The 22068-nt window shown below is 65.6% G+C and carries 29 protein-coding genes; 21 read left to right on the plus strand and 8 right to left on the minus strand.

The features are described from left to right. Window positions 1-3: 3 nt before the first annotated feature. The 13 genes from ACYJSS_RS06690 (at window position 4) to recX (ending at window position 9074) form a co-directional block, all read left to right on the plus strand. Entirely contained in the window at window positions 4-546 is a 543-nt protein-coding gene (locus tag ACYJSS_RS06690; protein WP_236204552.1) for a hypothetical protein, read from the plus strand. Next, window positions 543-1916, plus strand: a complete 1374-nt coding sequence (locus ACYJSS_RS06695; RefSeq protein WP_236204551.1) for a hypothetical protein — start codon at window positions 543-545, stop codon at window positions 1914-1916. The genes ACYJSS_RS06690 and ACYJSS_RS06695 overlap by 4 nt, the downstream gene beginning before the upstream one ends. Beyond that, window positions 1907-2869 carry a hypothetical protein gene (locus tag ACYJSS_RS06700; RefSeq protein WP_236204550.1) on the plus strand — a complete coding sequence of 321 codons (963 nt, stop codon included), beginning with the start codon at window positions 1907-1909 and terminating at the stop codon, window positions 2867-2869. The genes ACYJSS_RS06695 and ACYJSS_RS06700 overlap by 10 nt, the downstream gene beginning before the upstream one ends. Before the next feature lie 26 nt (window positions 2870-2895). Continuing rightward, window positions 2896-3480 carry a hypothetical protein gene (locus tag ACYJSS_RS06705; protein WP_236204549.1) on the plus strand — a complete coding sequence of 195 codons (585 nt, stop codon included), beginning with the start codon at window positions 2896-2898 and terminating at the stop codon, window positions 3478-3480. After that, on the plus strand, window positions 3473-3796 hold the full coding sequence (locus tag ACYJSS_RS06710) for a hypothetical protein (RefSeq protein WP_236204548.1): 324 nt from the start codon (window positions 3473-3475) through the stop codon (window positions 3794-3796). Before ACYJSS_RS06705 ends, ACYJSS_RS06710 begins: the two co-directional genes overlap by 8 nt. Window positions 3797-3805: 9 nt before the next feature. Further along, a complete protein-coding gene (locus tag ACYJSS_RS06715) occupies window positions 3806-4528 on the plus strand; it encodes a head decoration protein (protein ID WP_236204547.1) in 723 nt (240 codons plus the stop codon). Then, on the plus strand, window positions 4528-5184 hold the full coding sequence (locus ACYJSS_RS06720; RefSeq protein ID WP_111261764.1) for a hypothetical protein: 657 nt from the start codon (window positions 4528-4530) through the stop codon (window positions 5182-5184). Before ACYJSS_RS06715 ends, ACYJSS_RS06720 begins: the two co-directional genes overlap by 1 nt. Further along, entirely contained in the window at window positions 5184-5594 is a 411-nt protein-coding gene (locus ACYJSS_RS06725) for a hypothetical protein (RefSeq protein WP_236204546.1), read from the plus strand. Before ACYJSS_RS06720 ends, ACYJSS_RS06725 begins: the two co-directional genes overlap by 1 nt. A 42-nt stretch (window positions 5595-5636) precedes the next feature. Next, window positions 5637-6113: a hypothetical protein gene (locus tag ACYJSS_RS06730; RefSeq protein WP_236204545.1), complete on the plus strand. Its 477-nt coding sequence runs from the start codon at window positions 5637-5639 to the stop codon at window positions 6111-6113. Next, a complete protein-coding gene (locus tag ACYJSS_RS06735) occupies window positions 6110-6622 on the plus strand; it encodes a lysis system i-spanin subunit Rz (RefSeq protein ID WP_236204544.1) in 513 nt (170 codons plus the stop codon). Before ACYJSS_RS06730 ends, ACYJSS_RS06735 begins: the two co-directional genes overlap by 4 nt. Before the next feature lie 331 nt (window positions 6623-6953). Beyond that, window positions 6954-7466: a CinA family protein gene (locus ACYJSS_RS06740; RefSeq protein ID WP_111261760.1), complete on the plus strand. Its 513-nt coding sequence runs from the start codon at window positions 6954-6956 to the stop codon at window positions 7464-7466. Between the two features lie 85 nt (window positions 7467-7551). Then, window positions 7552-8601, plus strand: coding sequence for a recombinase RecA (gene recA, locus ACYJSS_RS06745; protein WP_111261759.1), 1050 nt, complete (start codon window positions 7552-7554; stop codon window positions 8599-8601). 5 nt (window positions 8602-8606) lie between these two features. Beyond that, window positions 8607-9074, plus strand: a complete 468-nt coding sequence (gene recX / locus ACYJSS_RS06750) for a recombination regulator RecX (protein WP_111261758.1) — start codon at window positions 8607-8609, stop codon at window positions 9072-9074. A gap of 52 nt (window positions 9075-9126) precedes the next feature. On the opposite strand, the gene ACYJSS_RS06755 is transcribed toward recX, so the two are convergent. Next, window positions 9127-10206, minus strand: coding sequence for an LOG family protein (locus ACYJSS_RS06755; RefSeq protein ID WP_111261757.1), 1080 nt, complete (start codon window positions 10204-10206; stop codon window positions 9127-9129). A gap of 364 nt (window positions 10207-10570) precedes the next feature. Between ACYJSS_RS06755 and ACYJSS_RS06760 the strand changes: the two genes are divergently transcribed. Then, the gene (locus ACYJSS_RS06760; protein WP_111261756.1) at window positions 10571-10765 is read left to right on the plus strand and encodes a hypothetical protein; all 195 of its coding nucleotides are present in this window, start codon (window positions 10571-10573) and stop codon (window positions 10763-10765) included. Between the two features lie 11 nt (window positions 10766-10776). Here the strand turns inward: ACYJSS_RS06760 and ACYJSS_RS06765 are convergent, their stop codons facing one another. Beyond that, window positions 10777-11193 carry a quorum-sensing-regulated virulence factor family protein gene (locus ACYJSS_RS06765; RefSeq protein WP_173171775.1) on the minus strand — a complete coding sequence of 139 codons (417 nt, stop codon included), beginning with the start codon at window positions 11191-11193 and terminating at the stop codon, window positions 10777-10779. Window positions 11194-11906: 713 nt separating this feature from the next. Between ACYJSS_RS06765 and ACYJSS_RS06770 the strand changes: the two genes are divergently transcribed. The 3 genes from ACYJSS_RS06770 to ACYJSS_RS06780 all read left to right on the plus strand — a co-directional run bounded on the left by ACYJSS_RS06770 (window position 11907) and on the right by ACYJSS_RS06780 (window position 15322). Then, window positions 11907-13607: an OmpP1/FadL family transporter gene (locus tag ACYJSS_RS06770; protein WP_236204543.1), complete on the plus strand. Its 1701-nt coding sequence runs from the start codon at window positions 11907-11909 to the stop codon at window positions 13605-13607. A 93-nt stretch (window positions 13608-13700) separates the two neighbouring features. Further along, window positions 13701-14612: a carbon-nitrogen hydrolase family protein gene (locus tag ACYJSS_RS06775; protein ID WP_158545605.1), complete on the plus strand. Its 912-nt coding sequence runs from the start codon at window positions 13701-13703 to the stop codon at window positions 14610-14612. Continuing rightward, window positions 14609-15322 (plus strand): tRNA-uridine aminocarboxypropyltransferase, encoded by a 714-nt coding sequence (locus tag ACYJSS_RS06780; RefSeq protein ID WP_111261752.1) that lies wholly within the window; start codon window positions 14609-14611, stop codon window positions 15320-15322. The genes ACYJSS_RS06775 and ACYJSS_RS06780 overlap by 4 nt, the downstream gene beginning before the upstream one ends. Here the strand turns inward: ACYJSS_RS06780 and ACYJSS_RS06785 are convergent. Continuing rightward, window positions 15313-16299, minus strand: coding sequence for a DMT family transporter (locus tag ACYJSS_RS06785; RefSeq protein ID WP_373875095.1), 987 nt, complete (start codon window positions 16297-16299; stop codon window positions 15313-15315). The two genes, ACYJSS_RS06780 and ACYJSS_RS06785, sit on opposite strands and share 10 nt — an antisense overlap. 127 nt (window positions 16300-16426) lie before the next feature. Here ACYJSS_RS06785 and erdR point away from each other — a divergent pair, with 127 nt between their 5' ends. Together erdR and ACYJSS_RS06795 are read left to right on the plus strand one after the other, a co-directional pair. Next, window positions 16427-17077: a response regulator transcription factor ErdR gene (gene erdR / locus ACYJSS_RS06790; RefSeq protein ID WP_111261750.1), complete on the plus strand. Its 651-nt coding sequence runs from the start codon at window positions 16427-16429 to the stop codon at window positions 17075-17077. A gap of 73 nt (window positions 17078-17150) precedes the next feature. After that, window positions 17151-17519, plus strand: coding sequence for a diacylglycerol kinase (locus tag ACYJSS_RS06795; RefSeq protein WP_021222523.1), 369 nt, complete (start codon window positions 17151-17153; stop codon window positions 17517-17519). Here the strand turns inward: ACYJSS_RS06795 and ACYJSS_RS06800 are convergent, their stop codons facing one another. Continuing rightward, window positions 17520-18446, minus strand: a complete 927-nt coding sequence (locus ACYJSS_RS06800) for a LysR family transcriptional regulator (protein ID WP_236204541.1) — start codon at window positions 18444-18446, stop codon at window positions 17520-17522. It lies immediately after the preceding gene. 123 nt (window positions 18447-18569) lie between these two features. On the opposite strand from ACYJSS_RS06800, the gene fpr reads away from it, so the two are divergent. Beyond that, window positions 18570-19349 carry a ferredoxin-NADP reductase gene (fpr, locus tag ACYJSS_RS06805; RefSeq protein ID WP_111261748.1) on the plus strand — a complete coding sequence of 260 codons (780 nt, stop codon included), beginning with the start codon at window positions 18570-18572 and terminating at the stop codon, window positions 19347-19349. 105 nt (window positions 19350-19454) lie between these two features. Here the strand turns inward: fpr and ACYJSS_RS06810 are convergent, their stop codons facing one another. Then, window positions 19455-19868, minus strand: a complete 414-nt coding sequence (locus ACYJSS_RS06810) for a VOC family protein (RefSeq protein WP_236204540.1) — start codon at window positions 19866-19868, stop codon at window positions 19455-19457. A gap of 60 nt (window positions 19869-19928) precedes the next feature. Here ACYJSS_RS06810 and ACYJSS_RS06815 point away from each other — a divergent pair, with 60 nt between their 5' ends. Then, window positions 19929-20231 (plus strand): putative quinol monooxygenase, encoded by a 303-nt coding sequence (locus tag ACYJSS_RS06815; RefSeq protein ID WP_111261746.1) that lies wholly within the window; start codon window positions 19929-19931, stop codon window positions 20229-20231. Window positions 20232-20238: 7 nt separating this feature from the next. On the opposite strand, the gene tsaA is transcribed toward ACYJSS_RS06815, so the two are convergent. The 3 genes from tsaA to ACYJSS_RS06830 all read right to left on the minus strand — a co-directional run bounded on the left by tsaA (window position 20239) and on the right by ACYJSS_RS06830 (window position 22014). Beyond that, complete coding sequence (gene tsaA / locus ACYJSS_RS06820) at window positions 20239-20934, minus strand: tRNA (N6-threonylcarbamoyladenosine(37)-N6)-methyltransferase TrmO (RefSeq protein ID WP_236204539.1); 696 nt, start codon at window positions 20932-20934, stop codon at window positions 20239-20241. Between the two features lie 10 nt (window positions 20935-20944). Further along, on the minus strand, window positions 20945-21151 hold the full coding sequence (locus ACYJSS_RS06825) for a hypothetical protein (protein WP_111261744.1): 207 nt from the start codon (window positions 21149-21151) through the stop codon (window positions 20945-20947). Between the two features lie 92 nt (window positions 21152-21243). Continuing rightward, window positions 21244-22014 (minus strand): SDR family oxidoreductase, encoded by a 771-nt coding sequence (locus tag ACYJSS_RS06830; RefSeq protein WP_111261743.1) that lies wholly within the window; start codon window positions 22012-22014, stop codon window positions 21244-21246. Between the last annotated feature and the right edge of the window lie 54 nt (window positions 22015-22068).

Genomic DNA, 22068 nt, shown 5'->3' on the forward strand with positions numbered 1-22068 from the left:
CCCATGACCCTAGCAGACGAGCGCCGCGCAATCGCGGATGGCATGTCAGCGTCGCGCGCCTCGACGTCTGAGGCTTCGCGCGCCGCTACCTCCGAGGCTTCCCGAAACTCCTCGCGCCAAGCGATCTCCTCCGGCCGGGCTCAGTCTTCCGAGGCCGCCCGCCGAGCAGTTGGCCGGAGCCTGGAGGAGCAGCGTCGCGGCAAGACCCTGCCGGATGATCTGAACTCGCTCAAGCCGCCGGAGCGGAAGAGCAAAACCTTGGCAGTCAGGGAGAAGACCGGAGGCCGTCCTGCCACGCGAGGGGCTGGAACCTGGAACCCGCCTACCCGAGTGGGTGCCGATGGTGGCGGCATCGCCAGCCCGCTGACCGAGCAGACCAAGGTGGTCGAGGGCGTCACGGTCCCGGATAGGGACTACTACGGCACTCGCATCCTCACCAGCTCGGACGGGATCTTCACGCTTGAGGTGATGCCAATCAAAACGCTGCGGCTGAAGGATGACGCCGAGGCCGACGTGGTCATCTTCCTGGCGGAGCCGCCGGCATGATGAACGTGCAAGGAGTGCTGACCGACAAGGTCAACGTGTGGGGCTGGCCCTGGCACGGTCTGATCCGTCCGGCGCCCAACCCCAGCCAGGGCGAGATCGTGTTGCCAAACGGCGAGACGCGGGAGCACCCGCTCACTGGCAGCACGAACTACCGCATCCACGTCCCTGGCACGCCGCTGACTTGGCGCACGCCGGAGCAGGCGGCCGAGGATGAGGCAGCAGGCCGTGAGTGGTGGAACGAGGCGATCCTGAGCGGCACCGCTCTCTACGGCCAGGACCTGGGCGGCTGGCTTTACTGCTCGCCGGACGGCACGCGCTGGATCATCAATCTGGATGGCGCCCAGGCCCGGCGCATGGGCGAGTTCGGAAAGCCCCCGCAAACCAAGGCCATAACGGTGACCTGGCCGGCGGACAACGGCCAGTCGACGCCCAGCCTGGATTTCGGAGAGGGCGAGGCGCCGGTGTTTCAGTGGCCGGTCCCGATCGACATCAGCAGCGACGGCCGCAAGGCCATCTTGATGCTGTACATGCGTGACGTGGCCTACGGCCCGCTGGAGCGGCCCATGCCGGTGGGGTTCCTGCTGGTGGAGGTCACCGGAGGCGCCGCTACCCCATTCGCCGCCAACATCACCGTGCTCTACACCCGGGCCGAGACGCTGGGCACCTCGGGCTACACCTCCGACATGGTGGTGGAGCACGACGGCACCGGCAACCCCATCTCGGCGAATGGCACGGAGACGCGGGAGATCATCGACCGGATCTGGGCGGCATGGTTCAACGAGTCCGGCCTACCGATTCCGTGCCTGTTGTACCGGCGCGAGGAGGCGGAGCAGCACATGACCGTCGACGGCGGCACGAAGCGCTCGAGGTTCCTCTGGCAGCTGAAGGTCGACAGCACGCTGGCCTGTGAGGCGGACCTGGCCAGCCTGTTCAACGAGTCGCCGCCCGGCACCATCACGGCTTCCGGCACCCTCAACGGCGAGAGCATCTACAGCCAGACATTCTCCGGCGAGGAGTCGCCGGTTGACGCGGTCGGGCCGCTGACCCTGCGCGAACGCCTGATGCCGCGGGAATCTATCGGCGGCGTCCTGGCCGGGGATAACTCGGACATCGTCGTCTACAGCAACAACCTCGTGGGCCTGTACGTGCGCCTGCAGGAGACCGGTTCGGCTCAGCCCGAGCACCGCTACATCGGCGCGGCCTGCCCGACGACGCCACTCGCGCCGCTGCTGATGAACGAGAACCACCAGGGCGCAATCGTCACCTTCCCCGACCGCAATCGCCTGTATGGGCCCAGGCCCTACTGCGCCTGGAACCCTGTTACTCACATCGCCTCGGCCTTGTCGGCTGGGATCGTAGGATGGATCTGATGGCCAAACCTTTGTTCGTGAACAACTGGACGGCGACCCTGCAGGCCGAGCTGGCCGCCGGCGCCACCAGCATGACCGTGGAGACCGACCGCGCTGCGTTGCTAACCGGCCTGACTGGTGGCGACTACTACCTGGCTACCCTGGTGGGCTCTGATGTGGCGGGCCAGGAAAACGCCTGGGAGATCGTGAAGGTCACCGCCAATGCGTCGGGCGTGCTCACTGTGGCTCGGGCCCAAGAAGGCACCCCCGCCAGGCTCTGGCCGGCCGGAACGGTGGTGAGCATGCGCGCCACCGCCGGCCTGTTCGTCCAGTTGCGCGACTCCGGCGGCACCCCAGGCCCTGGTGGCGGCATCGAGGACGTAACCGACGATGGCCGCCAGTATCAGCGCCGCTTCGAGGAGTGGGTGGCGGTACCGGTGTTCGAGATACCGGAGGACGCCTGGACTGACAACATCCCGGTCAGCTTCACCAACTCGACGCAGTTCCTGACCGCGAACACCGTCTACCTGGTGCCGTTCGTGCCGCCCCATGACATGACCGTCGATCAGGTGTCGATGATCATCACCACGGCGGCGGCCTCCAGCGTGATCACCATGAAGATCTACGAGTCGGATGCAGCAGGATGGCCAGGTGCTGGCTTGTCTGGTGCCTTGGGTAGCGTCTCGGCTGCTGCTACGGGCCAGGCCACTGTGACCCTGGACGTTCCGGCCGTCTTGGCTGGCGGTCGCCGCTACTGGCTGGCTGCTCACCCGAACGGCTCCCCGTTCGTTCGCGCGGCCTCTGTGGGCACACCCGTACTGGGCACCTCCGCTGACGGCAACAGCCGCTACACGCTGCTGCAGCGCTCGATCAGCTGGTCCACCGGTTCGCCCGACACCTGGGAATTCCTGCGCTCCGACCTGGCCGCCGCCAACCCGCCGCTCTTCCGCCTGCACCGCGCCGCCGGCGCCTGACACCCCTGACACAAGGAGTAGCCAGCATGACGCCGGCCCGCCTAGACCTGCCCATCATTCCGGGCGCCACGCTGCAGCAGCCGCTCCTGCTGATGCAGCCTACCTACACCTACAAGCCGATCACGGCGATACAGCAGACGGCCCCGCTGAAGATGACGGTGCCAGGCCACGGCCTGCCCGGGGAATGGATGACCTGGTGCGAGGGAATCCAGCAGGGCCAGGGCCTGAACCTGGACAAGGCCACCGCCGTGGGTCGCATGACCCGCGTAGTCGACGCCGATACGGTCGAGTTCAACGACATCAACGGGCTGCAGCTGAAGGCCAGCGGAGGCGTGCTGGTCTTCCAACTGCCGGTGGACCTCACCGGCATGGTGCCCCGAGTCGAGATCCGGGGGGAGGGCGCCGAGCCCATCGTGCTCACGCTGGGCGACGGGCTGACCGTCACCGGCCTGGGCCAGCTGCTGATTGTGCTCACGCCCGAGCAGACCGCTGCCATCACCTGGACGCGCGGCGAATGGGACCTTGACCTCACCTACACCGATGGGCGCGTGGAGCGCTGGCTGCGCGGCGAGGTGGTCGTCAACAGCGGGGGAGGGTGCTGCCATGGCTGACAACCCCGCCGCGGTGGCCGTGGCGCAGCCTGTGGTGATCGTCACGGAGCCCCGGCGAGCACCTGCAGCTGTCGTGGCCACCGGCCCGCAAGGCCCCTCTGGCCGTGACGGCGCCCCGGGCGGAACGACCTTCCAGTGGGATCAGACCATCGCCCTGGCGGTGTGGACCGTTCCCCACAACCTGCAGCGCTTTCCCAGCGTCACAGTCGTCGACTCCACCGGCCGCAAGGTCGAGCCCGACATCACCTACATCGACCAGGACATCGTCCAGATCACCCACGGGCGGCCGGAGACCGGCAGCGCCTACTTCAACTAGGAGCAATCCATGAAATTGACCAACCTGCTCGACGCGGGCGGTTTCCGCGTGACCGCCCTCGCCGATGCTGTAAGCCCGCAGGACGCCGTCACCAAGGCCCAGCTCGACGCCGCGGTTCAAGGCTATGCCTGGAAGACGCCCGTCCGCGCAGCCACCACGGCGAACATCACGCTGTCCGGGGCGCAGACCATCGACGGCGTGAGCGTCGTTGCCGGTGACCGAGTGCTGGTGAAGAACCAGACCGCCGGCTCTGGCAATGGCATCTACGTTGCCGCGTCCGGTTCCTGGACCCGTTCCACCGACATGGATACCGCCGCCGAGGCGCTGGGCGCTGCTGTGTTCGTGAGCGAGGGCACGAACCAGGGCAACCAGGTCTGGCTGATGACCACCGACGCCCCCATCGCCATCGGCACCACCGCGCTCGTGTGGACCCAGGTTGGCGCCGGCACGAGCTACACCGCCGGCACTGGTATCTCGATCTCCGGCGGCGTGATCGCTGTCGATACCTCGGTCGTCGCTCGCAAGGCCTCCGCCACCATCGGCGACGGAACCGCCACCACCATCACTGTCACCCACAACCTCAATACCCAGGACGTGGTCGTCAGCGTGCGCGAGGCCTCGACCAATGCCGGGGTGATCGCTGACTGGGTAGCGAATGGGGTGAACACGATTCAGCTGACCTTCGGTACGGCTCCCACCTCCGGGCAGTACCGCGTGACGGTGACCGGCTGATGCGTGCCGTAGGAGCCATAGACCCCGGCCCTATCCTCACGGTGGCATCGGCTGCGACGACAGACATCGGCGCTGCCCGCGCGAATACACTGAGCATCTCCGGCACCACCGGCATCACCTCGTTCGGGACTGCGCCGGCCGGCACAACGCGCTGGCTGACCTTCCAGGGCGTGCTGACGATCACCTACAACGCCACATCGATGATCCTGCCTGGCCTGGCCAACATCACCACGGTCGGCGGTGATACGGCTCTGTTTGTCTCGCTGGGGGGCGGGAACTGGCGGTGCATGGACTACATGCGCGTTGCCGCGATGCCGGCACTGACCATTGATAAAGGTCTCGCCACTGCCTGGGTCAACTTCAACGGCGTGACCATGTCGATCAAAGGTGCGCATAACGTCGCGTCTGTGACGCGAGTGTCGGCCGGGGTCTACACCATTAACTTCGTCAACCCGATGGCGAACGCCAACTATGCAGTCGGCTACTCGGCCGGCACGGGCAATGGGCGCTGGATGTACCTCTACAACGGGACGTTCAACACGACTGACAGCACGAGCACGAAGACAACTACGTCAGTGCGGGTGATGTTTGCGGACGGCGGCGGCAGCGCTGTGGACAACGCTGACATCTCGGTAATCATATTCGGGGGCATGTGATGAGCCAGGTAATTCTCTTGCCGGACGGTGCAGTGATGGCGGTTGCGCCTGGTATCAAAATCGAAGCTCTGGCCGCAAAAGTGGGCGGGCGCGTCATTCCGTCATCGGAAATTCCCAGGACCGAGCAGGAGATCCTCACCGAGCTCACTGGCTGCGTGCAGCGCCACATGGACACCGTGGCGCGGGAGCGACGTTACGACAGCATCCTCAGCCTGTGCACCTACGCCACCAGCACCAACCCTCAATTCCAGGCCGAGGGCCAGGCCGGCGTGGAGTGGCGAGACGCTTGCTGGGCTCTGGGCTACCAGCTGGTGGCCGACGTGAAAGCAGGCGCACCCATTCCCACCGAGGCCGAACTGCTCGCCATGCTTCCGCCGATGAGCTGGCCGCCCCAGGCCGAACCTACCTGACAGCCCCGCCAAGCGCGGGGCTTCTTGTTTCTGGAGAACACCATGGATCTACAACAGGTCCGCCGGGAGGTCATCGCCCCGGCGTTTTTGCTGCTGCCTGACCGCATGGCGGGCAAGAAGGCAGAGGTGATGCTGCTGGCCATCGGGCTGCAGGAGAGCCGCTTCCTCCACCGCCGGCAGATCAACGGCCCCGCCAGGAGTTTCTGGCAGGGGGAGAAGGGCGGCGGCATGGTCCACGGCGTTCCGCGCCACGTGGCCACCATGCGCACTGCCGCGAAGGTGCTCGAAGCCCGGGGCGTGCTCCCGACCGATGACGCCATTTACGCCGCGATCGAGACCGACGACATCCTGGCCTGCTGCCTGGCGCGCCTGCTGCTGATCACTGATCCCATGGCCTTGCCGGAGATCGGGGCGCCACGTGCGGCCTGGGAGATGTACCTGCGCACCTGGCGCCCCGGTAAGCCGCACCCTGAGACCTGGCCAGCGCTCTACCAGCAGGCCGTGGAGGCAGTGCAGTGACCGCCCTGCCGGTTCGACTGCTGGTGCTGGTGGTCGCCTGCGCCATAGCGGCTGCTGCCGGAGCGATGGTCAACGGCTGGCGATGGGAGGCGAAGCTGGCCACTGCCAACCAGGTACACGCCGACACCCTGGCCGAAATCGACCGCGCCACGGCCAGGCAGCTGCAGACACAGCAGGAACAGCAGGCGGACCTACAGCGTCGCCTGGCTCTCACCGAACAACAGCACTACCAGGAGCTGGCACATGCTCAGGAAAACACTGATCGGCTGCGCGCTGATCTCGCTGCTGATCGCCAGCGGCTGCTCGTCAAGGTCCGAAGTCCGGCCAGTTGCGGTGGAGTGCCCACGGCCTCCGGCGCCTCCGGCGTGGATGATGGCGCCCAGTACGCCGAACTTCACCCTGCGACTGCAGCAGATCTTGCCGCCCTCGCCGGAGATGCAGACCGCTGCGCCGTGAGGCTGAAGGGTCTGCAGGCGTGGGTCATCGAGTTGGGAAAGGAGGGAAAATAGTTGCCCAGAACGGGCGAGGAAGGCTGTCTAATTCTAAGTATCGCTAACCCGATTTATGCGGCCTCTGGGAGGGCTATCTCGGGATTTCCAATTAGACAGCTGGTCGCGGAAACACGGATGAATAAAGGCGCCGAGTTCTCAAATCACCATACTGCTGCATCATCGGCGTGTGGTCGGAGAGGTCCTGGGTATCTTTGGCCATCGGTCAGCGCATCTGTCTTGAAAGTGGGGCGGCAAGGACGTTCGGCAGGAGGGCGGCGATGCCCGGCCTTGCGCGCAAAAGGCGCTAGTGTACGGTATCCCGCTCGCCCGCTTTAACCCCGGAGTGCACATGTCCGATATCGATTCACGACTGACCGAACTGGCCGCGCGCCTTGGCCAGCAACTACGCCTCGTGGGCGCCCAGGTGACCACCGCCGAATCCTGCACGGGTGGCGGCATTGCCGAGGCGATCACCCGTATCCCCGGGAGCTCGGCCTGGTTCGAGGCGGGCTACATCACCTATTCCAATGCCCAGAAGACCCGCCAACTCGGGGTTGCGCGCGAGCTGTTCGGTCGCGTCGGCGCGGTCAGTCGCGAAGTCGTCGAAGCCATGGTGCAGGGGGCCCAGGCGGCCAGCGGTGCACGTTTCGCGGTGGCCGTCAGCGGCGTCGCAGGACCGGACGGCGGTTCGCTGGAGAAGCCGGTCGGCACCGTCTGGCTGGCCTGGGCCGATGGTGGCTCCATCCAGTCGTGCCGCTGTCAGTTCGAGGGTGATCGCCAGTCGGTCCGCCAGCAGACGGTGGCCAAGGCCCTGGATGGGGTGATCCGACTAGCTGCAGGAGAAAAAGCGTCCGAGGGGTAGGCGCGCGACTTGCCCTATGGAATAATACTGGCTACTTATACAGTTGTTGGTGGCCGTCAGGCCCTCTTGATTAGCGAGGACTTCAATGGACGAGAACAAGAAGCGTGCTTTGGCGGCTGCCCTGGGCCAGATCGAGAAACAGTTCGGCAAGGGCGCCGTAATGCGCATGGGTGATCACGATCGCCAGGCCATTCCGGCCATCTCCACCGGCTCCCTCGGCCTGGATATCGCGCTCGGTATCGGCGGTCTGCCCAAGGGCCGTATCGTGGAAATCTACGGTCCGGAATCCTCGGGCAAGACCACCATGACCCTGTCCGTGATCGCTGAAGCCCAGAAGGCGGGTGCCACTTGCGCATTCGTCGACGCCGAGCACGCGCTGGATCCCGACTACGCCGGCAAACTGGGCGTGAATGTCGATGACCTGCTGGTCTCCCAGCCGGATACCGGCGAACAGGCGCTGGAGATCACCGATATGCTGGTGCGTTCCAATGCCGTCGACGTGATCATCGTCGACTCCGTGGCGGCCCTGGTGCCCAAGGCCGAGATCGAAGGCGAGATGGGCGATTCCCACGTCGGCCTGCAGGCCCGCCTGATGTCCCAGGCGCTGCGCAAGATCACCGGCAACATCAAGAACGCCAACTGCCTGGTCATCTTCATCAACCAGATCCGCATGAAGATCGGCGTGATGTTCGGCAGCCCGGAAACCACCACCGGTGGTAACGCGCTGAAGTTCTACGCCTCCGTCCGCCTCGACATCCGCCGTATCGGTGCGGTGAAAGAGGGCGAGGAAGTGGTGGGCAGCGAAACCCGCGTCAAGGTCGTGAAGAACAAGGTCGCTCCGCCCTTCCGTCAGGCCGAGTTCCAGATTCTTTATGGCAAGGGCATCTACCGCAATGGCGAGATCATCGACCTGGGCGTGCAGCAGGGCATCCTGGAGAAGTCCGGCGCCTGGTACAGCTACCAGGGCAACAAGATCGGCCAGGGCAAGGCCAATTCCGCCAAGTACCTGGAGGACAACCCTGAAGTGGGCAAGGCCATCGAGAAGCTGATCCGTGAGCAGTTGCTCAATCGTGACGCCATCAAGGGCGAGTCCGCTGCCACCAGCGAAGTCGCCGAAACCGAAGCCGACTTCTAAACCCCGTGCCCATCGTGCTCGATAGCCCCGCCGCTGTGCGGCGGGCCGCCATGGACCTCCTGGCGCGACGAGAACATGGGCGGGTCGAGTTGACGCGCAAGTTGCGTCAACGGGGTGCTCTTCCCGAACTGATCGACAGCGCCCTCGACCGCCTAGCGGACGAGGGCCTGCTCGATGAGTCCCGTTACCTGGAAAGCTTCGTGGCCAGCCGTGCCCGTGCAGGCTATGGGCCGCAGCGCATTCGTGAAGATCTCGCTCAGCGGGGCCTGGCCAGGGATGGAATCGAGGCCGCACTGCGCGAGGCGGATGTCGATTGGGGCAGTCATCTGCGTGACGTCTGGTCGCGCAAGTTCGGCGGGGAACGACCTGCCGACGCTCGTGAGCGTGCCAAGCAGGGCCGCTATCTCGCCTACCGTGGCTATTCCATGGACATGATCGGCCGCCTGCTGCGCGGCGCTTCCCTCGACGACTGATTGCACGCCACTCGGGCCATGCGCGTTCGCGCATGGCCGTCTGGTGGGATACTCAGGCGTGGTTTGCCCAGTGCTGCGGTTCGTTGATGAAGTCGATCAGTTCGCGCAGGCGCCCGTGGTCGCGTCCGTTGAAGGTGAACGCCAGGCGGATGAGGTCGCAGAACTCCGGTTCGTCCTTCTCCGACTCGCAATGGGGCCTTTGCTCGAAGCTGCCTTGCAGGCACAGGTCCGCGAAGGTTTCTCGGATTTCCGCCAGCGCAGGTTCGGTCAGGCCGTGATTCATGCGGATCAGGAAGCTGCCCTTTAGCCAGCGGCTGGAGTGGTAGTTGCCGTAGAAGCGCGCAATTTCATCGGCGGCCTCTTCGGCGCTGTGGACCAGCCGCATCAGCTTCATGTCGGTGGGCAGGATGTAGCGGTTCTGCTCCAGCTGGCGATGGAGGAAATCCAGCGCCTCCTTCCAGTAGCTGCCGTTCGGCTCATCGAGCAGCACGATCGGCACCAGCGGGCTCTTGCCGGTCTGAACCAGGGTCATCACTTCGAGGGCCTCGTCGAGGGTGCCGAAGCCGCCCGGGCAAAGCACCAGCGCATCCGCCTCCTTGACGAAGAACAGCTTGCGCACGAAGAAGAAGTGGAACGACAGCAGGTTATCCGTGCCGTCCACCGTCGCGTTGGCGTGCTGTTCGAAGGGGAGTGTGATGTTGAGTCCGAGGCTGTTCTCCAACCCCGCACCTTCGTGTGCGGCGGCCATGATGCCGCCGCCGGCACCGGTGATCACCATCAGGTCGAGCTTGGCCAGTTCCCTGCCCAGTTGGCGCGCAAGGTCGTAGATGGGATGTTCGACCGGTGTACGTGCCGAGCCGAACACGGTGACCTTGCGGCGCCGCTTGAACTGTTCGAGGACGCTGAAGGCGTGCTCCATCTCGCGGAGCGTCTGCAGCATGATCTTGGCGTCCCAGCGGTTGCGGTCGGCCTGGGCCATGCGCACCACGGTGATCACCATTTCCCGGTACAGCGCGAGGTTGCGGCTGTCACCCGGGACCGTGAGGTTGACCAGTTCGTCGACCTTCTGGTTGAGGTCGATCCCGCTGGTCTGGAAGTGTCTCGACAGGTAGTCGTCCGGTTCGTAAGGCATAGCGTTCTCCTTGCTCATCAACTGCATCGCGACCTGCGGGCCATCATTTCTGGCGGGCGAGTCGCGTCGAGCGTCATCGACGTCACAGGCGCATCCGCGCGCCTTGCGAGCGCTCGAATACAGCTTGCTTCAGCCCCCGGTTGTTTGCCAGCGGGTGTCCGTCGATACCAGAAGCATAGGAGCGCAGTTGTTTCGCCGCGGCTATCGGTCGCGCTTGTCGGAATCTGTCGGCGCCGCCCTTTGCGGCAGTGGAGATGTGCCGTGCCTCGCCTAACCTGCAGGTATCGGCAAGCCGAGGACAAGGGAGGTTCGGGCCAGCGGGTCGGTCTGGGCCGTCTAGGGATGTACGGAGGGAGGGGCAGGCATGCCCAAGTTGAGTCTGGAGATCGACCTCGAGCTGTATCGCATGTTGCAACAGGCCGCCTACACCAATGGCCTCAGTCTGGAGGAGGAATGCCAGCGACGCCTGGACGGCGGCCTGCGTCGCTCGCGCTATATGGAAGCATTGCTGGCGGAGCTGCGCGCCGATGATGAGCAGCGACGCGCCGCCGAAGACTGAGCGGTCCCGCCCTACTTGGCCGGAGCAGTGCTCAGGCCGCAATCGGAGGCGGTGAAGCGCTCGTTGCTGATCGGGCGATTGGTCTTGTACTCGCTGAACTCGTAGCGCAGTGCCGCGCCGCGCGCCAGCAGTTGGCGATAGCCATTGTTGCGGCACACGCTGTTGGCCAGTTGTGCGCGCATGGAGTCCGGATTGGCGCGCATCTGCGCCGCATGGGCCTCACGCACGCTGAGATGGTTCACCAGTTCTGCCCCCGAGACGGTGTAACCCTGGTCCAGGATGTCCTCGTTGATCGCGCGCGGCGTCCCGACGCTGCTTTCCTCGGCCACTTTTTCCAGCATTTTGGTCAGCTCGAAGTCCTTCAGCGAGGCGGCCTGGACAGTGAAGGGCAGGGCGAGTACGAGGGCGATTGCGAGGGGGCGTGACATGAAAATCTCCAACGGTTGGCAGCCTTTGACCCGAGGTCAGCGCCGGTGTTCAGCGGCGACCTGAAATCGTCCGGCGTTATCGTCGGCGCATCCTGAACAAGCGCGGCTGGCAGATCAAGAGGTAATCGATCCGCTCCCGCAGACCCCGTCCCGCCTGGTTTCCTCCTTGGTAGCGGTGTGCATCCAACCCTTGGGGCGCCCGCTGCGAAATCTACCGCTTGAATCAATTGCCGCCTGGCCGGTCTGTCCCCTCAGGGGCGGATGGCGACTGGCCAGGCCAGCGCCTTCCTTCCCGACTCTTTGCGCCGTTGCGCGTAGCGGCGAAATGCTGGCCGCCGCATCTCCGCTACGAGGAGCGAGCCCCGGCTGGCGGGATGATCGGTAACACACCTGCCGGGGCTGGCTGCATCGCACAGCCGCTTTAGCTGGGTGGATCGCGTAACTCCTTGCCGGATAAGCGAAACGGCGATTGCGGCCGGCCATTTGGAGACGCGCTCCCCGGGGTGTTACCGCACCGCGCGCCCCGTCGGGTCACCACGACTAAAGGTCGGGGATAGCGTGGAAAACACGGGCTGTCACAAAACAGCGGACGTCCCCGGCGTCCAGTGAGGTTGGCCTGCCGAACCCCGGAAACACTTGCGTGCCGGCCAAAGAGGAAAGCTGCTTCAACGGTGCCGAGAGGCTCCGTCAAAAAAAGTTGGGAGTCGAGAACAATGACAATAACTCGTCCTGCCGGCTGGCTCACCGCGTTCTGCGGCGGCAGTCTGGTGTTTGCATTCACCCCCCCGGTCCTGGCGTCCGGGTATCACTTCGGTTCGCAATCCGTCTCTGCCCAGGGCACTGCCCATGCCAATGGCGCGGAAGCCGCCGATCCCTCGGTGATCTTCTACAACCCTGCCGGGCTTGCCCGCCTCAAGGGCACCCAGATGACCAGCGGACTGAGCATCCTGCTCCCCAAGGGCGAATACGAGGACAAGGGATCGACCGACGTGTTTGGCAACCCCACCGGCACGGGTGATGGCGATGCCGGTTCCTACCTGCCGGACGCCGCCGTGGCGCCGAACTTCTACTTCTCCAAGCAGATCAACGACCAGGTCACCGTCGGGCTGGGGATCTTCGTGCCCTATGGCGCCAAGCTGGATTACGAAGAGGACTGGAGCGGCCGCTACGGTATCCAGTCAGCGAGCCTGGAGACGGTCAACTTCAACCCCAGCATCGCCTACCGCTTCAACGAGCATCACAGCATCGGCTTTGGCGTCTCGGCCCAGTACATCAAGTCCATCCAGCGTGGCGCGGCCGATGTGAAGGGCGCTTCGCGGCAGTTGGCCGGGCAGTTCGTCGCTGCCAACCAGGATGTCACCGAACTGGCCGCGTCCCCACTGGGGCAGTTCGCGATCCCGTTGCTCTATGGCGTCGACGTGCCCACTGAAATCAGTAGCTGTGACGGGCAGACAGGCGACTCCTTCGTGGATTGCGTGGCCTCCAACTTCGCCGACAACGTCCAGGGCGACGGCTATTTCCGCGCCAAGGGCGATGACTGGGGCTTCGGCTGGAACATCGGTTACCTGTGGGAGCCGACCGAATTCACCCGCTTCGGCATCTCCTACCGTTCCCACATCAAGCACACCCTGGAAGGTGAGTCGAAGTGGAGCTTCGCCGGTGTCCAGGGGGCCGTGCCTTCTCCGACGACCGATCTGAGCGGCGGGATCGACCTCGGGATCATTACGCTGCCGCCGCAGGACGCGCTGGAGCAGGTGCTCGATCCTGCCAACTGGGTCAACCCCGGTGACTTCGCCGCCACCCGCTTGCACCCCAACTCCAACGGCAGCACCTCGATCGACACCCCCGAGTCGCTGTCCATCAACGCCTTCCACCAGCTCAACGACAAGGTCGCGCTGATGGCCGACGTGACCTGGACCCGCCACTCGCGCCTGGGCACCATCGGCGTGGGGCTCGACCAGGTCGCCGGTTACCCCTACTTCAACGGTGTTACCGAGGGCGACCTCAGCGTCAAGCAGGACTGGAACGACACCTACAAGATTTCCCTGGGGATGAACTACCAGTACAGCGACGACCTGCTGCTGCGCACCGGTGTCGCCTACGACAAGAGCCCGGTCAGTGGCTCCACCACCCGCCACCCGGGCTTTCCCGACGCGGATCGCTACTGGCTGTCCTTCGGCGCCAACTACAAGCTGTTCAAGGACACCTCGGTGGACCTCGCCTACAGCTTCGTGCAGTTCGACACCGGCAAGATGGACTACACCGACACCTGCTCCCCGGCCGGCTGGGTGCCCGGCAGCGGCGGCCTGTATGTCGACAGCGGCGTGCGCTGCACCGGCAACGGCGGCAACTACAAGGGCGAGTACAAGACCCAGATCCATTTCATCGGCCTGGCGCTCAACCACACCTTCTGAGGATAGGGGGGACGGAAGGGCGGCTGCGGCCGCCCTTTTCCGTGGTGGCGCAGGTAAACTGCGCGGCATTCCCCCGCCCTTCAGGAGCCCGTCATGCCAGGCCCGGAAACCACCCTGCCGCTCGCCCAGCAACGTCGCCCCGTGCGTGTCGCCACCGTGCAGTGGGCGCTCGGCCAGAGCAGCGAGTTGCCGGCCCTGCTGGAGGCCCTTGAACACACGGTGGCGACCCTCGCCGGCTATGGCGTCGAGCTGGCGGTGTTCCCCGAGTTCTTCCACGTCAACCTGCTCAAGGGCGCGCGCTTCGCCCAGGGCCCGGCGCAGATGCGCAAGCTCGCCGAGTACACCGAGCCGCTGCTGGCCGCGTTCTCGCGCCTGGCCCAGCGCTACCGGGTCAACCTCTGCCCGGGCAGCCTGCCGCTGGAGGAGGGTGGGCGCCTGCTCAACATGAGCTGGCTGTGCCACCGCGATGGCAGCCAGGACCGCCAGCCCAAACTGCACATCACCCCCAACGAGCGTGAGGCCTGGGGCCTCGAAGGTGGCAACAGCCTGCAGGTGTTCGACAGCGATGTGGGCCGCGTCGGCATCCTCGTCTGCTACGACGTGGAGTTCCCCGAGCTGCCCCGGCTGCTGCGCGAGCAGGGGCTGGAGATACTCCTCGTGCCGTTCTGGACCGACACCCGACACGGCTACCTGCGTGTGCGCCTCTGTGCCCAGGCGCGGGCGGTGGAGAACGAGTGCTATGTCGCCATCGCCGGCGGCGTCGGCCTGTTGCGCGGGGTGGAGAACGTCGACACCCAGTACAGCCAGTCGGCGATCTTCAGCCCGGCCGACCTGCCATTCCCGCCCGATGCCGTGCTGGCCCAGGCGGATGCCAATATCGAATCCTTCGCGATCGCCGACCTGGATCTCGCCCGCCTTGCGCAATTGCGCGAGGCGGGCGCCGTGCGCAACGGCCGGGACCGGCGTCGCGATCTCTATCAGTTGTCCTGGACCGCTATCCGATGAGTCACGCCGTTTCCCGCCTGCGCGCCGAGCTGCTGGCGCGCAGTACCCGCCCCTTTGTCGCCCGTGGTGCCCGCTCGCCACGCTGCCCGGGTTGCCGGGTGATCGCCCCCTACTGTTTCTGTTCCCTGCGCCCGCAGGTGGATGCCCGCTCCGGCATGTGCCTGTTCATGTACTACTCGGAGCCGATGAAACCCAGCAACACCGGCTGGCTGATCGCCGACACAGTGGCCGACACCAGTGCCTTCAGTTGGTCGCGCACCGAAGTCGATCCGGCGATCATCGCTTTGCTCGACGACCCGCAATGGCAGCCGTACCTGGTATTCCCGGGGGAGTACGTCGAGCCGCAATCGCGGGTGGTCAGCGACGTGCAGGTGGAGGCGGGCAAGCGCCCGCTGTTCATCCTGCTCGACGCCACCTGGAACGAAGCCCGCAAGATGTTCCGCAAGAGTCCCTACCTGGATCGCTTCCCGGTACTCAGCCTGCAGCCGGAGCAGATCTCCCGCTACCGCCTGCGCCGCTCCAACCGCGACGAGCACCTGTGTACGGCGGAAGTGGCCGCGCTGTGCCTGGAGCTGGCCGGCGACGAGCGCGCCGCCGGGGCGCTCAATGCCTACCTAGATGTGTTCACCGAGCACTACATCGGCGCCAAGCGCGCGTTGCCGCTGGACCTCGCCAGCCCCGCGCACCAGGCGCTCGTGCCCTATCTCTGAGCGGGCGCGGTCTCTGCGCGCTCGGCCGCGACCTTCGGTTGCGGCCAGAGCTGCGCCACCAGCATGCCGACGAACATCAGCCCGCAGCCCAGGTAGCCACGGGCATGCAGCGACTCGTCCAGCAGCAGGGCGCCGGCGATGGCGGCGAAAACCGCCTCCAGGGAGAGAATGATCGCCGCGTGGGAGGCGATCGCGTGTTTCTGTGCCACCACCTGCAGGGTGTAGCCGATGGCCACGGCGATGACGCCGCCGTAGAGGATCGCCGGGCCGGCGGTGAGGATGGCGTCGAGGCGGATCTCCTCCAGCAACAGCGCCAGCACCATGCTGATCACCGCGCAGGTGATGAACTGCAGGATGGCCAGGCGGATCGGGTCGTAGCGGCTGGCGAAGAAGCCCACCAGCAGCACGTGCACGCCCCAGACGAAGGCGCCGGCCAGTTGCAGCCAGTCGCCCGAGGCGACCTGGAAGTCGTCGCCGACGCTGAGCAGGAACATTCCGGCCACCGCCATCGCGGCGCCCAGCCAGGTACCCGTGCCGGTGCGGTGCCCCAGCAGCAGCCCGAGCAGCGGCACGATGATCACGTACAGCCCGGTGATGAAGCCCGAGTTGGTCACGCTGGTGAACAGCAGGCCGACCTGCTGCAGGTTGATGCCCAGCGACAGGGCCAGGCCCATCAGCACGCCGCCCAGCAGCATGCCCCGGTTCAGCGGTGCTTTCGGTGCCGGGCGTGGCAGCAACAACAGCAGTGGCAGCAGCACCAGGGCGCCGAGGGTGAAGCGCAGGCCTGTATAGAGGAAGGGCCCGACGGCATCCATGCCCAGTCGCTGGGCGACGAATGCGGCACCCCAGATGGCGGCGGTGATCAGCATCAGGATATCGGCGCGCAGGGCATGGCTTCGCATGGTGATTCTCGGCGGGCAAAGGCGCAGACTTTGCCGTAAAGATGCCTGCTTGACCACCCCGTTGCGGGTCGGCATGCTGAGCGCCGCTTTACGGCCAACCCGTAAGCATTCAGGGCTTGGCAGAGGCGGCACCTCCCCCCGTGCCGGGTGTTTCCGACAGGATCGGCAGCATCTCTGGGCCCACAAGAAAAAGGACTCGCCCATGGCCGCATACGAAATCCTCATCGCCGATGATCACCCGTTGTTCCGCAGTGCCTTGCACCAGGCCCTGACCCTCGGCCTCGGCCCGGATGTGCGCCTGGTCGAGGTGGCCAGCATCGCCGAACTCGAATCGCGCCTCGCTGAAAAGGCCGACTGGGACCTGGTCCTGCTCGACCTGAACATGCCCGGCGCCTACGGTTTCTCCGGCCTGGTGCTGTTGCGAGGCCAGTATCCGCAGATTCCCGTGGTGATGATTTCCGCCCAGGAAGAAGCGGCGGTGGTGGTCCGCTCCCGCGAATTCGGCGCCAGCGGTTTCATCCCCAAGTCCAGCCCCCTGGAAGTGATCCAGAGCGCCGTGCGCGCGGTGCTCGATGGTGATGCCTGGTGGCCGCCGCAGGTGGAGGAAAGCGTTGCCGTTTCCGCCGAGGCCAAGGCGGCCAGCGCCGGTCTCGCCAGCCTGACCCCGCAGCAGTTCCGCGTATTGACCATGGTCTGCGAGGGCTTGTTGAACAAGCAGATCGCCTTCGAGCTCAGCGTGTCCGAGGCTACCGTCAAGGCCCACGTCACCGCGATCTTCCGCAAGCTCGGCGTGCGCACCCGCACCCAGGCCGCCTTGCTGTTGCAACAGATGGAATCGATTCCCTCGGCCTGAGCCGGCGGTTTTCACGCAATTTTGATTCGTCGCGGGTTAGCCTGCGGCCTCCTTACCAAGCAGTCCCGCCTCTATGTCATCGCCATTCAAGGGCCAGACCGGCCTCAAGCGTATCCTCAATGCCGCCGGCTATTCCCTGGACGGCATGCGCGCAGCCTTCACCGGCGAAGCCGCGTTCCGCCAGCTGGTGCTGCTCAACGTCGTGCTGATCCCCATCGCCTTCTTCCTCGACGTCAGCCGTGGCGAGCGTGCACTGATGATCGCCGCCTGCCTGCTGGCGCTGATCGTCGAGCTGCTCAATTCGGCGGTGGAGGCGGCCATCGACCGTATCTCCCTGGATCGCCACCCCCTGTCGAAGAACGCCAAGGACATGGGTAGCGCCGCCCAGTTCGTCGCCCTGAGCCTGATCACCGCCGTCTGGGCCACCATCCTGCTGGGTTGATCAGGCGATCGATGGCAGCACGATCTGGTCGCTGCGTTGCACACCCGCCGTCAGTTCGCGGCACTGGTCGAGGAATTCACGCATCGCCGCGGTCTGGTACTTCTGCCGGTGCCAGATGAAGTAGAACTGCCGGCGCAGGTCGATCCCCGGCGTCTCCAGCGGCACCAGGCTGCCCCGGCGGAAGGCGTCGCGCAGCGCCAGCCGCGAGATGCAGCTGATGCCCAGGCCCGACTCCACGGCACGCTTGATCGCTTCGGTGTGTTCCAGCTCCAGGCGGATGTTCAGCGGGGTGGGGTGGTGACGCATGGCCTGGTCGAAGGTCAGGCGCGTGCCCGAGCCCTGTTCGCGGAGGATCCAGGCCTCGCGGCTGAGTTCCTCCAGCGAGGCATGGCCGCTTTCGGCCAGGCGATGGCCGGGGGCGCAGAACACCACGAGTTCGTCCTCCACCCAAGGCAGGACCTCGATATCCGGATGCTGGCAATCGCCTTCGATTAGACCCAGATCAAGTTCGTAGTGGGCGATCTGCTGGACGATATTCATCGTGTTCTGCACATGCAGCCTCACCTGGCACTCCGGGTGGCGCTGCATGAAGCTGCCGATCAGCAGTGTCGCCAGGTAATTGCCCACCGTGAGCGTGGCGCCGACCGCGAGGGAGCCGAAGCCGCTCTTGCCGTTGAGCAGCGCCTCGATCTCCCGGGCCTGGTCCAGCAGCCCCACGGCCTGGGGCAGCAACTGGTGGCCCAGGGCGTTGAGGCTGAGGCGCTTGCCGACGCGATCGAACAGCTGGCAGCCGGACTGCCGCTCCAGTTCGGTCAGCGAGGTGCTCGCCGCGGACTGCGACAGCGACAGCGATTCGGCGGCACGGGAGACGCTGCCCTGCTGGGCGACGCTGACGAATACCTGGAGTTGACGGAGTGTGAATCGCATATCGATATAACCGATAACCTATATCTTGATAATCCAGTTAACAGATATTGTGGCTATCAATACAATGTCGCGCAATTGCGCCCCGAGGCGCTGGCGACATTCCAATTTTCGGAGCCCCCGTAAATGAGCAACATGAACTCCGAGCGCGTCCTCAGCGTTCACCACTGGAACGATACGCTGTTCAGCTTCAAGTGCACCCGCGACCCGGGCCTGCGCTTCGAGAACGGCCAGTTCGTCATGATCGGCCTGCAGCAGCCCAACGGCCGCCCGCTCATGCGTGCGTATTCCATCGCCAGCCCCAACTGGGAAGAGCACCTGGAGTTCTTCAGCATCAAGGTGCCGGATGGTCCGCTGACCTCCCAGCTGCAGCACCTGAAGGAAGGCGACGAGATCATCATCAGCAAGAAGCCCACCGGCACGCTGGTGCTCGACGACCTCAACCCCGGCAAGCACCTGTACCTGCTGAGCACTGGCACCGGCCTCGCGCCCTTCATGAGCGTGATCCAGGACCCGGAAACCTACGAGCGCTTCGAGAAGGTGATCCTGGTCCACGGCGTGCGCTACGTGAACGAGGTCGCCTACCGCGAGTTCATCACCGAGCACCTGCCGCAGAACGAGTTCTTCGGCGAGGCGCTGCGTGACAAGCTGATCTACTACCCCACCGTCACCCGCGAGCCCTTCGAGAACCAGGGCCGCCTGACCGACCTGATGCGCAGCGGCAAGCTGTTCACCGACATCGGCCTGCCGCCGATCAACCCGCAGGACGACCGCGCGATGATCTGCGGCAGCCCCAGCATGCTCGACGAGACCAGCCAGGTCCTCGACAGCTTCGGCCTGAAGATCTCCCCGCGCATGCGCGAGCCCGGCGACTACCTGATCGAGCGTGCATTCGTCGAGAAGTAACCGCCGCCAGCGTCATGAGAAAGCCCGCCGATCGGCGGGCTTTTTCGTTTCCGTGATCCTGGTCCGGCCTTCATCCCCGCGAACGCGGGGACCCTCTGAATGCGTTCAGAGCGGCGAGCCGAAGCGTTGGCCGGAGATTGCCGGGTGGTAGATCGGCTGGATCTTGTTCCCCGCCGGGTCCAGCATGTGGAAGCTGTGGGCGCCGTCGCCATGGGCGAAGGGACGGTCGAGCAGGGTCACGCCGCAGGCCTTGAGGTAGTCGTACCAAGCGTGTAGCTCGTCCAGGCTATCCACCACGAAGCCATAGTGATCCACCGCCTGCATGCCGCTGCTGGGCACGTCGGAGCGGCCCAGGGAAAGGTTGTCGTTACCGCAGGTGAGGTAGACCAGGTCCTCGTGGGCGCGGTTGAGCACCTGCATGCCGAGGATGTCCACGTAGAAACGTTCGCACTCCTCGAGGTTGGGTACCACGATCGCCAGGTGGCGGAGACCATTGAGGCGGCTCGGACGGACAGGCATGAGCGGGATTCCTTTTTTTGTATACAATTTCCAGGAAATATAAAACAAAAGGAGTCAAACGTGTATTGCCTTCTGCTCAAGACCCAGCTCAAGCCCGGCAGCCTCGATGCCTTCATGGATGCCATGCGCGTCAACGCCGCCGCCTCCGTGCGCGATGAACCCGGCTGTCTGGTGTTCGACGTATTGCGTGATCGCAGCGACCCGGACCTGGTGTGGCTTTACGAGGTCTACACCGACGAGGCGGCCTTCGAGGCGCATATGGAGACACCGCACTTTCTCGCCAGCCGCCCGCTGGTGAACCCGCTGATCGTCCAGCAGGACGTCATCGAGGCGGATGTGCTGGCGCTCAACGCGGCCCGTTAGGGAGCGTTCAGGCCGAAGGGCTGATTTCCAGCACGCGGATCAGCCCCGGGCGCGGGTAGTGCCAGCGCACGTCCAGGTCCCAGAGGCGCGCGCCATAGCGGCGCTCCGGCTCCGGCTGCTGGTAGGCCGGACGCGGGTCCTGGCCCAGGCACTGCTCGACCAGCTCCACCAGCGGTTCGCCCAGGCGCAGGGCGTGCTCGCGGGCCTGGACCAGCGCCGCGTCGTCCCACTCCACCGGAATCGGCTCCGGCGCCGCCTCGGCGATGCGGTTGGTGGCGCCGTCCTGGCGGTCGACGTAGGGGACATAGGGCTTGATGTCCAGGACCGGGGTGCCGTCCAGCAGGTCGATGCCCGAGAGCCAGAGCCGCCCGGCTTCGACCTTGTCCAGCTTCACCACCGACTGGCCGATGCCGTTGGGCCTGTGGGTCGAGCGTGTGGCGAACACCCCCAGGGAACGGTTGCCGCCCAACCTGGGCGGGCGCACTTTCAGGCGCGGTTTGTCTTCCAGCGCCTGGTGGAAGAGGAACAGCAGCCAGACGTGGCTGACCTCCTCCAGCCCCTGCACCGCATCGCCGCTGTCGAAGGGCGGCAGCAGTTCCAGTATGCCGCGCGCGGCGGGCGCCAGGTGCGGCTGGCGGGGGATGGCGAATTTTTCCTTGAAGCAGGAGCGAACGATGCCCACGGGCGAGACGGAATGCGACATGACGATGGGCTCAGCGGCTGCGGATCGGAGCGTCGAGGGGAACCCGGCAACCCGCGTCGCGGTAGGGGCCGCTGTGGCGCAGCCAGCCTTCGCCAGGTTGCACCTGGGCGCAGCTGTAGCGGCCATCCTGCTTGCTCTGCCAGAGGTAGAACGGCGCCGGCGCGGCGAAGGCCGGGGCGGCGAGGGCGAGCGAAAGGAGCAGGGTGAACAGGCGCATGGTGCGGGTATCCGGGGCGGTGGCGGGGCTACCCTAGCGCCCCGGTGGCGCCTTGCGCAAGCCGCCGTCGCCCGGCGGCCTGCGCAGTGCCATCAGAGGTGGAAGCCGCCGTCGATGGGGATGATGTTGCCGGTCATGTAGGCGCCGGCGGTGCTGGCCAGGCTCAGGGCCAGGGCGGACATCTCCTCCTCGCGGCCCCAGCGTTTCATGGGGATGTGCGCGACATCGGCGGCCAGGGCCTCGCTGTCGTTGGCGATGAACTGGGTCATCTTGCTGGGGAAGCGGCCGGGCGCGATCACGTTGACGTTGATATGGTCGGCCACCAGCTCCTTGGCCAGCATGCGCGATAGCTGGTGCAGGGCCGCCTTGCTCGGGCCATAGGCGTAGGCCTGTTCGCCCAGGGAGCTGATGCCGGCCACCGAGCCGATGTTGATCACCCGCGCCGGGTTCTGCGCGCTGCCGGCCTTGCGCAGCAACGGCAGCAGTTGCTGGATGCAGCTGAACACCGAGGTGACGTTGAGCTGCATGACCTTTTCCCAGCCCTTGACCGGGTAGCTTTCCAGGGGCGCACCCCAGGTGGTGCCGGCGTTGTTGACCAGAATGTCGAGGTGCTCGATGCGCCCGGCCAGCTCGCTGGCCAGGGCCTTGGCGCCTTCCTCGCTGGAGAGGTCGGCGGCCAGGCCGATGCACTCGCCGTAGACGGAAAGCTCGGCCGCGGTCTCGGCACAGGCCTCGGCGTTGCGGGCACAGATGAACACGCGGGCGCCGGCTTCGAGGAAGCCCTGGGCGATCATCCTGCCGATGCCGCGGGTGCCGCCGGTCACCAGGGCGGTGCGGCCCTGGAGGCTGAAGTAGTGATGCATGGAAACCTCGTCGCTGATCGGGTGAGGTCGATACCCTAGCCTGGCGCTGCCTCA

The sequence above is a fragment of the Pseudomonas sp. No.21 genome, assembly GCF_054558415.1.

Excerpts from the sequence above, each read along its gene's own strand:
- ACYJSS_RS06690 (WP_236204552.1), top strand. The coding sequence starts at position 4 with ATGACCCTAGCAGACGAGCGCCGCGCAATCGCGGATGGCATGTCAGCG.
- ACYJSS_RS06695 (WP_236204551.1), top strand. The coding sequence starts at position 543 with ATGATGAACGTGCAAGGAGTGCTGACCGACAAGGTCAACGTGTGGGGC.
- ACYJSS_RS06700 (WP_236204550.1), top strand. The coding sequence starts at position 1,907 with ATGGATCTGATGGCCAAACCTTTGTTCGTGAACAACTGGACGGCGACC.
- ACYJSS_RS06705 (WP_236204549.1), top strand. The coding sequence starts at position 2,896 with ATGACGCCGGCCCGCCTAGACCTGCCCATCATTCCGGGCGCCACGCTG.
- ACYJSS_RS06710 (WP_236204548.1), top strand. The coding sequence starts at position 3,473 with ATGGCTGACAACCCCGCCGCGGTGGCCGTGGCGCAGCCTGTGGTGATC.
- ACYJSS_RS06715 (WP_236204547.1), top strand. The coding sequence starts at position 3,806 with ATGAAATTGACCAACCTGCTCGACGCGGGCGGTTTCCGCGTGACCGCC.
- ACYJSS_RS06720 (WP_111261764.1), top strand. The coding sequence starts at position 4,528 with ATGCGTGCCGTAGGAGCCATAGACCCCGGCCCTATCCTCACGGTGGCA.
- ACYJSS_RS06725 (WP_236204546.1), top strand. The coding sequence starts at position 5,184 with ATGAGCCAGGTAATTCTCTTGCCGGACGGTGCAGTGATGGCGGTTGCG.
- ACYJSS_RS06730 (WP_236204545.1), top strand. The coding sequence starts at position 5,637 with ATGGATCTACAACAGGTCCGCCGGGAGGTCATCGCCCCGGCGTTTTTG.
- ACYJSS_RS06740 (WP_111261760.1), top strand. The coding sequence starts at position 6,954 with ATGTCCGATATCGATTCACGACTGACCGAACTGGCCGCGCGCCTTGGC.
- recA (WP_111261759.1), top strand. The coding sequence starts at position 7,552 with ATGGACGAGAACAAGAAGCGTGCTTTGGCGGCTGCCCTGGGCCAGATC.
- ACYJSS_RS06755 (WP_111261757.1), bottom strand. The coding sequence starts at position 10,206 with ATGCCTTACGAACCGGACGACTACCTGTCGAGACACTTCCAGACCAGC.
- ACYJSS_RS06760 (WP_111261756.1), top strand. The coding sequence starts at position 10,571 with ATGCCCAAGTTGAGTCTGGAGATCGACCTCGAGCTGTATCGCATGTTG.
- ACYJSS_RS06765 (WP_173171775.1), bottom strand. The coding sequence starts at position 11,193 with ATGTCACGCCCCCTCGCAATCGCCCTCGTACTCGCCCTGCCCTTCACT.
- ACYJSS_RS06770 (WP_236204543.1), top strand. The coding sequence starts at position 11,907 with ATGACAATAACTCGTCCTGCCGGCTGGCTCACCGCGTTCTGCGGCGGC.
- ACYJSS_RS06775 (WP_158545605.1), top strand. The coding sequence starts at position 13,701 with ATGCCAGGCCCGGAAACCACCCTGCCGCTCGCCCAGCAACGTCGCCCC.
- ACYJSS_RS06780 (WP_111261752.1), top strand. The coding sequence starts at position 14,609 with ATGAGTCACGCCGTTTCCCGCCTGCGCGCCGAGCTGCTGGCGCGCAGT.
- ACYJSS_RS06785 (WP_373875095.1), bottom strand. The coding sequence starts at position 16,299 with ATGCCGACCCGCAACGGGGTGGTCAAGCAGGCATCTTTACGGCAAAGT.
- erdR (WP_111261750.1), top strand. The coding sequence starts at position 16,427 with ATGGCCGCATACGAAATCCTCATCGCCGATGATCACCCGTTGTTCCGC.
- ACYJSS_RS06795 (WP_021222523.1), top strand. The coding sequence starts at position 17,151 with ATGTCATCGCCATTCAAGGGCCAGACCGGCCTCAAGCGTATCCTCAAT.
- ACYJSS_RS06800 (WP_236204541.1), bottom strand. The coding sequence starts at position 18,446 with ATGCGATTCACACTCCGTCAACTCCAGGTATTCGTCAGCGTCGCCCAG.
- fpr (WP_111261748.1), top strand. The coding sequence starts at position 18,570 with ATGAGCAACATGAACTCCGAGCGCGTCCTCAGCGTTCACCACTGGAAC.
- ACYJSS_RS06810 (WP_236204540.1), bottom strand. The coding sequence starts at position 19,868 with ATGCCTGTCCGTCCGAGCCGCCTCAATGGTCTCCGCCACCTGGCGATC.
- tsaA (WP_236204539.1), bottom strand. The coding sequence starts at position 20,934 with ATGTCGCATTCCGTCTCGCCCGTGGGCATCGTTCGCTCCTGCTTCAAG.
- ACYJSS_RS06825 (WP_111261744.1), bottom strand. The coding sequence starts at position 21,151 with ATGCGCCTGTTCACCCTGCTCCTTTCGCTCGCCCTCGCCGCCCCGGCC.
- ACYJSS_RS06830 (WP_111261743.1), bottom strand. The coding sequence starts at position 22,014 with ATGCATCACTACTTCAGCCTCCAGGGCCGCACCGCCCTGGTGACCGGC.